The following is a 13,753-nucleotide window of genomic DNA, read 5'->3' as shown; positions in this document are numbered from 1 at the left end:
GGCTGCACTTTTGCGGTGATTGGCAACGCTGCCGTATTATCACGGCCCCGCTCTCGTGCACATGGATGTCTGATGAAAGCCCTTTCACGCTTGCTACCTGCTGCCCTGGCCATCGCCTGTCTCGCCAGCCCTGCGGCCCTTGCCGCCAGTTTCGACTGCAGCAAAGCCAGTACCCTGGTAGAGACCGCCGTGTGCACAGCGCCGACGCTGTCGGTCAAGGACGAACAGCTCAGCGCACTGTACCAACCACTTCAACACCAGAAAGTTTTCCGCGAACTGCAACGGCGCTGGCTGCGCGAAGTACGCAACCTGTGCAAGTCGGCCATATGCCTTGAGAACGCTTACGATCAACAGATCGAGCGGCTGACACCGGCACAGCCAAACCCTCAGGCCGAAGCACCTACCTTAAGGCCGTCGTCAGACCAACAGCCCTACCTGCAGATCACCGACGCACCGTGGCAACGCTTTGCCTTGGCCACCGTCCCTGGGGTGAACCCTCACTTGTATACCCAGGTGGTTGACGTGGCGATCCTGGACGGTGTGTTGAACGTGGTGGTTTTTGTTGGCGAACACGTAGACCAAACCGTCCGCAATGCTGGCAATAGCTATGAAAAACGCTACTTCGGCTCGCTGTACGAGTACTCCGACGCCCGCTCTGGCCTGCATCCGATTGTTCGCGACATTCGCTTCAGCGGCTGGAACAACATCGGCGCCAATGATCAGGGGGAGCGTTATGCCGGCATCATCGACGGGGTGTTCTATTACCGGCATCGCGTGAAGGGTGAAGCCGAGCAGAGCATGGCTTACACCCTGGGCTCCAAGGAGCAGCCACAGCCTTCAACCCAGCTGTTTTCCGCTGAATCCGGTGCCAAGCGCTTTTCCAAGGCGATGATTGCCACCGACCTGAACTACGACAACACGAACGTGATGCTGCATTACCCTTATGAGCGCGATGGCAACACCTACGACCGGGTCATGGACAAAAACGATAACGGCTGGAGCGTGGTCAACCCGATGTGGAATCAAACCCGGCCGGTGCTGTACTTCGACAACAGCGGCGACTTTGCCTGCGTCTGGCGCGTTGATCTGGTGAACAAAACGCTGGAAAAGATCGTCCCTGAGCATGAAGCCGTTTCGGCCGTCCCGGTGGATGTACTGGGCCAGGAAGCGCTTGTTTATCTTGAGGGCGACAAGCTGATGTTCACCATAGCCCCGCAGCAGTAAATGCTCAGGCGGGCGCCGACAACGTCCCGGCGCGTCGGCGTCCGTACAGGCGACCAACGCTGATCGCCCAGTTGAGCACGGCGATGATCAGCAGACTGACCATCATCGCCTCGGTGCCACTGCTGACAATCAAGTGGCCCGCCAACCACGGATAGCCGAACACCCCGAGAAAGTACGCCAGGCTGAACAGCAGCAGCGCTTGAGGGGTGTGCCCAGGTGGTGCCTGATTCGCCGCCAGGCCGTTGATCACCGAGTAGTTCAGGCCGTAACCGACACCCAGCAATGCCGCAGCCAGCAGGTAGCCAAGGTTGCCCTGTACCCCCCAGCCCAAGGCCAGCACCGCCAGCACGGTAAAACCCGAGAGCAGGCACGACGCCCAATAGGCATCACGTTTGACCACCCAACCAGCGACCAGCAACCGGCAGCTGATCGCGGCACTCATAAAGCCAATGAAAAACAACGAGTAGTCCAGGCCGCGAGCACCTGCATAAGAAGTCTGAAAGCTGCCCAAACCACCAAAGATCGCCCCTCCCAGGCCGACCATCACAATGGGCCAACGTGCCTTGGAACCCAATACCTCGATACACGCATGAGTGCTGATGCTGACCGGGCTGGTGGCAGGCGATTGCAAACGCGCCAGATAATGGAAGATCAACAGGCCGCACAAGGCAGCCAGCGCAGCGGTGTAGAACGCTGTCTGTACCGGTAGCGCAAATGCGCTGGCCAGTTTGCCCACCAACGGCCCGGAGCCGATGCCGCTCATCATGCTGCCCGACAGCAGGGCAAAGCTGTGAGTGCGGCGCTGGGCATCGACCCGTTCGCTGACCAGAATCGGCCCCAGGGTGTAGAACGCCCCCCAGCCAAGTCCCAAGGCCAGGCCGCAGAGCATCAAACCAAGCCCGGTACCGGGCACCAGGGCAAAACCCAGCGAGGCGGCTACCAGGCACAACGCCGACAGCGTGATGGCGCGCGCCGACCCCAGGCGGTCGGCCAGGTGCCCGCTCATCAATACCGCCACCACGGTGCTGAGCATGGCCAGGGAAATGATCTGTCCGGCGTCCTGCTCGTTACCGCCACGGCTGCTCACCAGCAGCGACAACAAAAACGTCGAACCATACGACAACGACAACAGATAACTGGCCAGGCACAGCAGGCCGAATCCCTGGGTTCTGGGTGCTGCTGGAGTGGCAGACATGGTGCGACTTCGCCTGGAAAATACTGGAAAAACCTTGTAACACGCTAGCTGTGCGCGGCAGTTATGCAACTTGCGGAGTAAGGATCAGTAGGGAGCGAACTAACGCGCTAACGTGGGCCTTGCAAGCACAACAGGGATAAAAGTCTTTTACCGAATTCACGGGTTTTCCGCTGCTGCGCTTGCCCTATCCTAGGCACGATTACTCCTGTCAGCGGAAGATTCATGAAAGCTTCGCTCCCCAGCCGTTATGCCTGTTTGGTCGGCTGTCTGCTCTTCACTTGTATCAGCCTGCCCTTTCTTGCGACCCATACCTGGCTCTGGCCGTTTACCCTGATCTGCGCGTCGCTCAGCCTGGTGGGCCTGAACGACCTGCGCCAAAGCCATCACGCCGTGCGGCGCAACTACCCGATCCTGGGCAATATCCGTTACCTGATCGAAACCATCCGCCCGGAGATTCGCCAGTACCTGCTCGAAGGCGATGACGACAAACTGCCGTTCTCACGGGCCCAGCGTTCGCTGGTGTATGCGCGGGCCAAGAACGAAAGCGCCGAGAAGGCCTTCGGCACGCTTAACGACGTGTACCGCCCGGGTTTTGAATTCATCAGCCATTCGATGCTGCCTGCCGACACCCCCGACCCTGCCTCGTTTCGCATAGCCATCGGTGGCCCGCAGTGCCGCCAGCCCTACTCAGCTTCGATCTTCAATATCTCGGCCATGAGCTTCGGCGCCCTGAGCGCCAACGCTATCGCCGCGCTCAACCAAGGTGCCAAGAAAGGCCGATTCGCCCATGACACCGGCGAAGGCAGTATCAGCCCGTATCACCGCGAGCACGGCGGAGACCTGATCTGGGAAATAGGCAGTGGCTATTTTGGTTGCCGCACGGCTGAGGGCCGTTTCGATCCTGATCGTTTTAGCAGGCAGGCACGTGACCCGCAGGTGAAGATGATCGAGATCAAGCTGAGCCAGGGCGCCAAGCCGGGCCACGGTGGGATTTTGCCGGGGCACAAGGTCAGCCGCGAGATCGCCGCCACCCGTGGCGTGATGGTCGGTGAAGACTGCATTTCACCGGCTGCGCACAGTGCCTTTCATACCCCAATCGAGTTGTTGCAGTTCATCGCACAACTGCGCGAGTTGTCAGGTGGCAAACCGGTTGGCTTCAAGTTCTGCCTGGGGCACCCTTGGGAGTTCATGGGCATTGCCAAGGCCATGTTGGTCACCGGCATTGTGCCCGACTTCATCGTTGTCGACGGCAAGGAAGGCGGCACCGGTGCCGCGCCGCGCGAATTCAGCGACAACATTGGCGTACCAATGCGCGAAGGTTTGATGTTTGTGCACAACACCCTGGTCGGGCTGAACCTGCGCGACAAAGTGCGTATTGGTGCGGGCGGCAAGATTGTCAGTGCGTTCGACATTGCCAGCGTGTTGGCTATTGGCGCGGACTGGGTCAATTCGGCACGTGGTTTTATGTTTGCCATTGGCTGTATCCAGTCGCAGAGCTGTCACACCAACAAATGCCCAACCGGCGTCGCCACCCAGGATCCGCTGCGCCAACGTGCGCTGGTTGTACCAGACAAGGCCGAGCGGGTTTACAGCTTCCACCGTAATACTTTGCATGCCTTGGCGGAGATGCTCGCTGCCGCTGGCCTTGAGCATCCGTCACAGCTCAAACCCAAACACCTGGTACGGCGCATCAGCGCCAGTGAGATTCGGTTGTTTTCACAGCTGCACGTGTTCCTCAAGCCCGGTGAGTTGCTCAGCGGCTCGATTGACAGTGAGTTTTATGCACGGATGTGGCGGATGGCCCGTAGTGACAGCTTTGAGCCGGAGACAGGCGAGATGCAGCCGGTGAAACCTGCTGCACCTCGTAAGCAGACAACCCCGGCCTGACGCTGGGGTCGCCTCGCGGGGCAAGCCCGCTCCTACCCGTAGGAGCGGGCTTGCCCCGCGAATCGATCAGAGAATGCTGATCGGGTATTCAACGAATACGCGGACTTCGTTACCGTCGTCGTTGTAACCGCTTTCGCGAACGCTGGTAGAGGTACGCAGGAACGAGCTACGCAGTTTGATCGACAGGTCCTTGGCAGGGCCGTCCTGAACGACGTACTTGAACTGGTTGAAAATTTCGCGCTCTTTACCTTCACCGAAGCCCTGAGGGTCATCGACGGTGCGGGTGTTGATGTTGTCACCCACGACATAAGCCAGCTTGTAGGTCAGGCCTGGAACGCCAAAGGCGCCGAAGTCCAGACCGTAGCCCAGCTGCCAGGAACGCTCGTCTTCAGCGTTGAAGTCAGACCAGTAGGAGTTGGCCAGGTAGATGGTCGAACCACCATCACCCACGCCACCAGCGTTCTGGTAGAAGCCGTACTGGTAGCCGGTGTCACCCGTGCTGCGCTGGTGCGCCAAGGTGATCGAGTGTGGGCCGAAGGCGTAAGTTGCTGCCAGGCTCCAGATGGTGTTGGAGTCGCCGTTGAGCTCGGCTGCAGTGACGTACTCTTTGTCGATGTCCGACTTGTAGCCGTTGAAGTCCAGGGTCAGGGACTGGTCACCCGAGATCGGGTAGACATAGTTGACGCCCAGGTAGTACTTCTTCAGTACGTCTTCAACGTCGGAGCCGTACACCGAAGCCGTCAGGTTATCGGTGAACTTGTAGCTGCCGCCGAGTACGTTGATCGACTTCAGGCCACCGCTGTCACGGCCTTCAGCACTTTTACGTGCTTCTTGGGTGAAGCGAGCAGCGTTCAGTTCCAGGCCCTTGATCTCCTTGGAGGTGATCATGGTACCGGTGTAGCTCTCTGGCAGCAGGCGGCCGTCGTCGTACTGCAGCACTGGCAGTTCCGGCATTTGGTCACCGTACTTCAGTACAGTGTTGGAAACGCGGAATTTGACCGCAGCGCCACCACGGGCCAGGTTGTGCGGGGAGTTCTGCTGGTTGGTCGGCGAGTCGCCATCAGCCGGCTTGAAGAAGTCGATACCAGCGCCACCGTTGTGGCCTTTACCGCCGTCCAGACGCACAGCGTACAGACCGAACGCATCAACGCCGACACCCACGGTGCCTTGGGTGTAGCCAGACGAGAACTTACCAATGAAAGCCTGACCCCATTCGCGCTGGTCGTTGGTGTCGTGCTTCTTGTCGCGGTTGATGAAGCCATTGCGCAGCAACACGCTTGCGCTGCTGTCTTCGATAAAGCCCTTTGCTTCGGCCTGATCGTTAGCCGATGCCTGAGTCGCTGCCATAAGCCCCAGCGCGATCAGGCTGATCCTTGTTTTCAACATTTTTGTTTTCCTTATTACTTAGTCGGATACGCTCTGCGACCTACGCCAAAAACCACGCCCCCTGCGTGGGTTGACGCTCGCGGGTCAGAAAGTAAAAAGCCCGCCTGCGGATGTTCGCAGCGGGCCTCTTATTCTGGACTCTTGGCTCATGGGCCTACAGGCGTTGATCGAATCCTATCCGCGTGCGGTTCAGCATGTCAAAAATTCGTGAAATGCCTTGAAGAAATATGAAACAAATTGAAACATAAATTCAGAAGACGGAATAAGAAACAATTAACATAAGTAAATAGCAAGCATTATCATCCGCGCGCTTTTTCAATCCCGCTTTCGTCTAGTTCTCAAAACCCTTCGGATGTTTTTAATGCCTGCCCCCTGCCGTCTGTCACCCTTGACCTTGGGTGTTTCCCTGTTTCTCAGTTCCGCAATGGCACACGCCGCCCCCATGAACCTACCCGAGCTTTCGGTAACCGCTGAAAGCGACCGTGAGCGCGACGATCCACGGGTCAAGGAGGTCAGCACCGCAACGCGTACCTCAACTCCGGCGCGCTACGTTCCGCAGGCGATTGATTCGGTAAAAACCAGCAACGTACTGGACTACGGCAGCAATGACCTGGGCAAGGCGCTCAGTGGCATCCCCAACGTCAGCACCGGTGCCGACACCCGTTTCGACAGCGTGCGTATCCGTGGCTTCGATGCCAGCAACGACTTTTATCTGGACGGCATCCGCGACGACAGCCAATACGTGCGCGACCTGCACAACATTGAACGCATCGAAGTGCTCAAGGGCCCGGCGGCTGTCCTTTATGGACGTGGCAGTCAGGGCGGGATCGTCAACCGCGTCAGCAAAATGCCCGAAGCCGGCCGCCGTTCGACCATCGAAGCCCAGGGTGGCAGCGAAGACCTGCGCAGCCTGTACGCCGACCTCAGTGCCGACCCGAGCGACAACATCAGCTTGCGCCTGAACATGGGCAACCAGGACAACAACAGCTTCCGTCATGGCATCGACGGCAGCCGCCAGCTGTTCGCGCCGTCGATGAGCTGGCAACTGACCCCAGACCTCAACTGGCTGGTGCAGTATGAATACAGCCGCTACAACCGTACCCCTGATCGTGGCATCCCAAGCATCAATGGCCGCCCGGCTGATGTCAGCCGCTCCACCACCTACGGCGATACTCAGCGCGACTTCATCGATGACAAAGCACAATCGCTGCGCTCGCGCCTGAACTACCAGCTCAGCGACAGCTGGCAGGTGCGCCATACCCTGGGCCTGTTCAAGCTCAACAGCGATTTCGACAACACCTACCAGACCGGCTACAACGCCAAGACCGGTCAGGTCACCCGTCAACGCTGGCAGCAGGACCTCAATACCCGCAACCTGTTCAACAACGTAGAACTGGAAGGCAACTTCGATACCTTCGGTCTGCAGCACACGCTGTTGACCGGCATTGAGATCGGCAATCAGCGTCGTGACCCGCTGCTGTACAAAAATGCCACGCCGGTACCGAGCGTAGACGTCTATAACCCCGACCGTAACGCGCAGTACAACGGTCAGATGATCGCGTCGAGCAACAACCACACGGTGGTCGACAGCCGTGGCCTGTACATCCAGGACCAACTACGCCTGAACGATCAATGGCAGGTGTTGGCCGGTGTGCGCTTCGACCAGTTCGAAGTGGAAACCACCAACAAGCTCAAGAACAACCTTTCCGAGAAGCAAGACAGCAACAGCACCAGCCCGCGCCTGGGTGTGGTGTATTCGCCGTGGAAGGAACACTCCTTCTATGCCTCCTGGAGCAAAACCTTCTCACCCGTGGGCGGCGGCTTGATCGGCATCACCCCGGGTGCGCCTGGCAACAGCAACGAAACCAGCCCCGAGGAAACCCGCCAGAAAGAAGTGGGGATCAAAAGTGACTGGCTGGACGAGCGCCTGAGCACCACCCTGGCCATTTACGAGCTGGAACTCTACAACCGCCGCACCAGCGACCCGAACAAGCCGGACGTTACCCTGCTGACCGGCCTGCAGCGTTCGCGTGGTATTGAACTGACTGCTACCGGCAACATCGTTGGTAACTGGTACATGCGCGGTGGCATTGGTATTCAGGATGCAACCATTGTTGAAGACGAGAACGGCCAAGAAGGTAACCGGGTGAGTAACGTTGCCAAGCGCAACGGCAGCGTGTTCGTGACCTGGAAACCGGAGATGGGCTGGTACGGCGAAACCGGTTTGACCTTTGTCGGCGAACGCTACGCCGACAACCAGAACACCGCGGTGCTGCCTGGTTATGGCCGTTGGGACGCGCTGGCTGGTTTCCGCACCAAAGACTGGGACTTGCGCGCAGCGTTGAACAACATCACCGACAAGACGTACTACAGCTCGGCCACCAGCGCCGCGCAGATCCAGTTTGGTGATCCACGCAGCTTCGTAGTGACCGGTACCTACAGCTTCTAAATCACCAAGGTGGGTGCGGGCTTGCTGTGGGAGCGGGCTTGCCCCGCGATACGATGTGACTGACAGATCGCTATCGCGGGGCAAGCCCGCTCCTACCGGTCAACTACCCAGCAGGGCTTCCAGCTCTGCTTCGGTAATCAGCCCCGTTGGGTAACGCGCCAGCAGCGCGCGACGGTGATCGGACTTCCTGCCCCGAATAACTCTATTGTCTTTCAACCACTGCGCCACTCGCTGGAGCGACTGGTGGTTCATTGCCGATGAGGGCGAAGCCGGCTCACTTACTGCATTCATTTCAACACGTACTCCCTGGGCCGTGAGCGGCTAACTTAATCAAACTTTGTGACAGAACAGGGCTGCCCTATCTGCTTGAAATACAATGCAAAACAAATACAAGAGGTATGCCAGCGCACACGCCGACTGTCGCCCGCCCATAAAAAAACCCGTCCTAGGACGGGTTTTTTTATGGGCGCTGATTCAGCCTTTGAATGGAGCTGGTTGCTGCTGGGTCAGGCAGTGGATGTTGCCGCCCCCCAAAAGCATCTCGCGGCCCGGAATCATCACTACCTCATGATCCGGGAAGACCTTGGCCAGAATCGCTCTAGCCTCGGCATCTGCCGGGTCATCGAAGCTCGGCGCAATGATGCCGCCGTTGACGATCAGGAAGTTGACGTAGGAGCCCGCCAGGCGAACCGACGGGTTACGCTCCTGGCTACCGGCCACCGGATCGACGCCCGCGCACTCTTCTTCAGTGGCGAACAGCGGGCCCGGGATCGGCATCTTGTGCACTGTAAAGGTGCGCCCTTTGGCATCGCGGCTGTTCTCCAGCACCTCAAGTGCGGCGTGGCAGCGTGCGTAGTTGGGGTCTTGCGGATCATCTGTCCAGGCCAGTAACACTTCGCCTGGGCGCACGTAACAACAGAAGTTGTCGACGTGGCCGTCGGTCTCGTCGTTGTACAGGCCATCAGGCAGCCAGATGATGGTGTCCACCGCCAGGTGATCACGCAGCACCGCTTCGATCTGCTCACGATTGAGGTGCGGGTTACGGTTGTGGTTAAGCAGGCATTCTTCGGTGGTGATCAGCGTGCCTTCACCATCGACGTGAATCGAGCCGCCTTCGAGCACAAAGCCTTCGGTGTGGTAACGCGGGCAGCGTTCCATTTCGAGAATTTTGCTGGCCACTTGCTCGTCACGGTTCCACGGCCAGTACAAGCCACCTTCGAAACCGCCCCAGGCATTGAAGCCCCAGTCGACGCCACGGACTTCGCCGCTGTTGTTGATGACGAAGGTCGGGCCAGTGTCACGCACCCAGGCATCGTCGTTGCTGATTTCAACCACACGAATGTTCGGTGCATCCAGGCGAGCACGTGCGTTGTCGTATTGAGCGGCAGAAACGGCCACGGTCACCGGCTGGAAACGGGCGATAGCGTTGGCCAGCGTCACGTGTGCCGCTTGTACCGGTTTGCCACCCAGGCGCCAGTTGTCCGGACGCTCAGGCCAGACCATCCATACCTGGGTTTGCGGCGCCCATTCGGCTGGCATGTAAAAGCCGTCGGCGCGTGGGGTGCTGGTCAGGGTCTTCATGAGTAAACCTTTGCAGTGTTCGCCGCAGGCATTGTGGCCTGCAGCAGGGTCAGTGGACGATCAGGATTCCAGCGCGCCATCGAGGGTTTTCACCGGGCCGTACAGGTTCGGACGGCGGTCACGGAACGTGCCCCAGGCGCTGCGGATGTGCTCCAGTTTGTCGAGGTCGAAAGTATGCACCAGCACGCCCTCCTCGGTCTCGTTGAGCTCCTGGACTTTCTCACCAAACTGGTTGGCGATGAACGACGAGCCATAGAAGGTGATGTCGTAGCCGTCTTGCTCTTCGGTGCCGATACGGTTGCTGGCAATCAGTGGCATCAGGTTGGCGCCCGCATGGCCTTGCTGCACACGCTGCCAGTGGTCACGCGAGGAGATGGTCTTGTCGTGCGGCTCGCTGCCGATGGCCGTCGGGTAGAACAGCACTTCGGCACCCAGCAGCGCCATGCTGCGCGCGCACTCCGGGAACCACTGGTCCCAGCAGATGCCGACGCCGATTTTGGCGTAACGGGTTTGCCAGACTTTGAAGCCGGTATCGCCCGGGTTGAAGTAATACTTTTCGTGGTAGCCAGGGCCATCCGGGATGTGGGTCTTGCGGTACACACCCAGGTTGCTGCCGTCGGCATCGATGATCGCGATGCTGTTGAAGCGCGCACGCCCGGCCAACTCGAAAAAGCTGATCGGCAACACCACCTGCAGCTCTTTGGCCAGTGCCTGGAAGTGTTCGATAGCAGCATTGGTTTCAACCGGCGTCGCCAGTTGCAGGTAGTCCGGGTTCGGCTTCTGGCAGAAGTACGGGGTTTCGAACAGCTCCTGGATCAGGATGATCTGCGCGCCTTTGGCCGCCGCTTCGCGGACCAGTTTTTCAGCATTGGCCAGATTGGCCTGGCGATCCCAGGAACACGCCATCTGGGTGGCGGCAACAGTGACGGTGCGGCTCATGAAAACCTCCTCGAAGGATGACAGGGCCGACTGACCGTACAGGCGACCGCTAACAGATTGCAGGGTGTTGGACGACTTTATATCCGATAAATATCGGCTTTAAAAGTGACATTTAAAAAATTACAGACACAAAAAAGCCGGTTAAGCCGATAACAATCGACTTAACCGGCTTTTAGCCCACGCACTAGAGCGCTTCGTTGAGTACCTTGTCGATGCTGTCGACGAAGAAGTCCACGCTGGCGCGGGTGGTGCACATCGGTGGCTTGATCTTGAGGATGTTCAAGTAGTCACCGGTCGGTTGCATGAAGATGCCCAGGTCGCGCAGGCGATTGCACAGGGTGGTGGTTTCTTCGCTGGCCGGTTCCAGGGTGCTACGGTCGCGCACCAGCTCCAGGCCCAGATAGAAGCCCGAGCCGTGCACAGCGCCGGCTAGCGGATGTTTATCGACCAATTGCTGCAAGCGGGCCTTGAAGTACCTGCCAACATCACGGGCGTTTTCCCACAGGCCTTCCTCCTTCATGACATCCAGCACCGCGATACCAATCCGGCAACTGACCGGGCTGCCGCCGGCCGACGAGAAGAAATAGCCCTCGGCCTCCAGCGCTTCAGCGATCTCGCGCCGGGTGATCACTACGCCCAGGGGCTGACCATTGCCCATACCCTTGGCCATGGTGATGATATCCGGCACCACACCTTGCTGTTCAAAGCCCCAGAAGTACTCGCCCAGACGCCCATAACCCACTTGCACTTCATCGGCGATGCACACACCACCGGCCGCCCGCACCTTGGCATAGGCCTGTTGCAGATAGCCCGGCGGCAAGGAGATACCACCCGCGTTGCCATACACCGGTTCACAAATAAACCCGGCCAGTTGCCGCTGCTTGGCCGCCACGGCCTCCAGCTTGGCATCGACATCGCGCAGGTAATCGGCGGTGCTGTCATCGCCGCGATAGGCGCCACGATAGGTGTTGGGCGCGATCACCGGGTGTACCCACTCAGGCCGCGTACTCAAGGCTTGAGGGTTGTCGGCAATCGAGGTGGAAATCGCATCGGTGGCCACCGACCAACCGTGATAAGCCTCCAGCACGCTGAGCATGTCGCGACCACCGCTGTAAGCCCACGCCAGGCGAATCGCCAGGTCGTTGGCCTCGGTACCGCTGTTGACCAGGAACACCCGGTCCATGGAGTCGGGGGCCAATTCCAGAATGCGCTCTGAGAATTCGGCGATGGCCGCGTAGTGGAACCGCGAGTTGGTGTTGACCAACGACCATTGTCGGGCCGCTTCACTGGCCATCCGTGGATGGCCATGACCCAACACCGCGACGTTGTTGAGCATGTCCAGGTACGAGCGCCCCTGCATGTCGATCAGGTAGTTGCGCCAGCCGCGTTCGATATGCGGTGGCTGCTCGTAGTAGTGCTTCTGCGAACGGGCAAAACTGGCATCACGGCGCGCCAGCAGTTGCTGGGCATCGATCAGAGGTTCTGCGTCACAGGCAAAGCCCAGCACCGCTTGCGGTGACGGGCACAAGGCCGCCCAGGCGGTGGCCCGCGACGGTACAACAAACGCAGGCGGGCAGAGGTCGGCGACGCGGCAAAGCTGAACGCTCAATACGCCATCGGTCTGCCCCAAGCGCTGACCTTGGCTGAGCTGTGCGCCGGACTCCGGTGCATCCACCAGCCCACGCAGCCACAAGCTGCACAGTTCACCTTTCAGGCATCCCTGGCCGGCTGCCGTCTGCAGCCAGACACCTGCCCAAGGGGCTTGCAACTCACTGCCCGCAGGCGCTTGTACTTCGACGTGCAGGGCAAAGGTGCGGGGTTCTTGCGGGTTGTCGATGTGGGTTTGCGACAACCGATACTGACCATACAGCGAGCAGGCGGCGCCTTGTGCAGCGGCTTGTTCACGAAGAAGTTGCTGATCGAAACCGGGCTGCTCCCAGTTACCCGCCTGGCAATGATCGCTCAATACGCCCAGGTCCACTGGCGTGACTGCGCTGCCCTGCAGGCCAGGCAGCAGTACGCCTTCTTGCAGCGCGACTTCCGGGACTGAGAAGCCAGCCGCCTGCAGGATCGCAGCCTCCATCAGTTCGAACGGAACACTGGTGGCTACATCGAAGATTTCCCACTCGTGGCTGAGGTTGTCGCGGATGTAGGCGTTACCAGGATCGACACTCAGTTGCTGTTCACTGCTGAGCACCAGCACCGCTGCCCGTGCCACGATCATCGGCCACAGCGCCTTGAGCTCGGCTTCAGTCAGCGGATTCAGCGCGTGGTAGGCCTCAACGGCCGGCAGAATGCGCAATGGATCGCCTTCAGCATGATGCAACAACGCCGCACAAGTCACCGACAGATCGGCAATCCGCCAGGTGTGCAGCAAATCGCCGAAATCGATGACGCCTTGCAGCTGCCATTGCCGCTGTTCATCACGCTGCCACACGGCGTTGTCATCGGTGATGTCCAGGTGCACGGCCTGCATCGGCAGGTGTTCAACCAATGGCCGCAAGCGCTGTTCGGCTTTTTCAGTGGCGTCCAGCAGTTGCGCCTTGCGTGGCCCGTCGCCGAGTACGGGCAGCAGGTGTGAGATAAGCGCTGCCGCATGGCGCGGGTCCCATTGCAACGTGCGCTCAAGCCCTGGGTGACTGAAATCGGCCAAGGCCTGGTCGATCCGCGCACAAAGCCTGCCCAGTTCGGCGATCAACGATGGCGGCATGTACTTGAGGCGGGTCAGCGACTGACCTTCAATGTATTCGAGCAGCCGTACACGCAGTAACTGGCCTTGCAGCTCCAGTGCCAGCAACTGTGCGCCGGAGCTTGCGGCGACCACCGCCGGGACTGGCAAACCGCGCTCGCGCAGGTAACTGAGGGCGGCGTGCTGGGCCTCGAGTTCGGCAACGGCATAGTCGCCGTGGCAGATTTTCAGTACATGCCGGCCCTGGGCGCTGTCGACGCGAAAGTTCAGGTCTTGCTGACTGCCCAACGACTGCAAGGTACCGCCAAGCCCATAATGCTCCTGCAATAAAAGCAGAGCCTGCTGCTCGCTAACGTCAGGGCAGGGCTGTGTGGAGCGATGAATCAGGGTACTGAGCGGCATG

9 protein-coding genes are annotated in these 13,753 nt (G+C 59.5%); 3 read left to right on the top strand and 6 right to left on the bottom strand.

Translation table 11 applies throughout. The annotated features are described in order from the left end of the window. Nucleotides 1–72 precede the first annotated feature (72 nt). Entirely contained in the window at nucleotides 73–1,224 is a 1,152-nt protein-coding gene (locus E1573_RS20920) for a lysozyme inhibitor LprI family protein (RefSeq protein WP_133216468.1), read from the top strand. 4 nt (nucleotides 1,225–1,228) lie between these two features. Here E1573_RS20920 and E1573_RS20915 read toward each other — a convergent pair whose 3' ends face one another. Then, nucleotides 1,229–2,419 carry an MFS transporter gene (locus E1573_RS20915; RefSeq protein WP_133216467.1) on the bottom strand — a complete coding sequence of 397 codons (1,191 nt, stop codon included), beginning with the start codon at nucleotides 2,417–2,419 and terminating at the stop codon, nucleotides 1,229–1,231. 222 nt (nucleotides 2,420–2,641) lie between these two features. On the opposite strand from E1573_RS20915, the gene E1573_RS20910 reads away from it, so the two are divergent. Beyond that, a complete protein-coding gene (locus tag E1573_RS20910) occupies nucleotides 2,642–4,306 on the top strand; it encodes an FMN-binding glutamate synthase family protein (RefSeq protein ID WP_133216466.1) in 1,665 nt (554 codons plus the stop codon). A gap of 66 nt (nucleotides 4,307–4,372) precedes the next feature. Here the strand turns inward: E1573_RS20910 and E1573_RS20905 are convergent, their stop codons facing one another. Continuing rightward, nucleotides 4,373–5,692 (bottom strand): OprD family porin, encoded by a 1,320-nt coding sequence (locus E1573_RS20905; protein ID WP_133216465.1) that lies wholly within the window; start codon nucleotides 5,690–5,692, stop codon nucleotides 4,373–4,375. 361 nt (nucleotides 5,693–6,053) lie between these two features. On the opposite strand from E1573_RS20905, the gene E1573_RS20900 reads away from it, so the two are divergent. After that, nucleotides 6,054–8,141, top strand: a complete 2,088-nt coding sequence (locus E1573_RS20900) for a TonB-dependent siderophore receptor (protein ID WP_133216464.1) — start codon at nucleotides 6,054–6,056, stop codon at nucleotides 8,139–8,141. Between the two features lie 99 nt (nucleotides 8,142–8,240). Here E1573_RS20900 and E1573_RS20895 read toward each other — a convergent pair whose 3' ends face one another. The 4 genes from E1573_RS20895 to E1573_RS20880 form a co-directional block, all read right to left on the bottom strand. Beyond that, a complete protein-coding gene (locus E1573_RS20895) occupies nucleotides 8,241–8,432 on the bottom strand; it encodes a hypothetical protein (protein ID WP_133216463.1) in 192 nt (63 codons plus the stop codon). Between the two features lie 183 nt (nucleotides 8,433–8,615). Then, nucleotides 8,616–9,722, bottom strand: a complete 1,107-nt coding sequence (aguA, locus tag E1573_RS20890) for an agmatine deiminase (protein ID WP_133216462.1) — start codon at nucleotides 9,720–9,722, stop codon at nucleotides 8,616–8,618. Nucleotides 9,723–9,782: 60 nt separating this feature from the next. After that, on the bottom strand, nucleotides 9,783–10,661 hold the full coding sequence (gene aguB / locus E1573_RS20885; protein WP_133216461.1) for an N-carbamoylputrescine amidase: 879 nt from the start codon (nucleotides 10,659–10,661) through the stop codon (nucleotides 9,783–9,785). A 184-nt stretch (nucleotides 10,662–10,845) separates the two neighbouring features. Continuing rightward, nucleotides 10,846–13,752 carry an aminotransferase gene (locus E1573_RS20880; protein ID WP_133216460.1) on the bottom strand — a complete coding sequence of 969 codons (2,907 nt, stop codon included), beginning with the start codon at nucleotides 13,750–13,752 and terminating at the stop codon, nucleotides 10,846–10,848. Nucleotide 13,753 lies beyond the last annotated feature (1 nt).

The sequence above is a fragment of the Pseudomonas sp. H9 genome, assembly GCF_004353925.1.
GTDB lineage: Bacteria > Pseudomonadota > Gammaproteobacteria > Pseudomonadales > Pseudomonadaceae > Aquipseudomonas.
The sequence above is the reverse complement of the archived record's forward strand: the minus strand, read 5'-3'. Positions and strand labels throughout refer to the sequence as shown.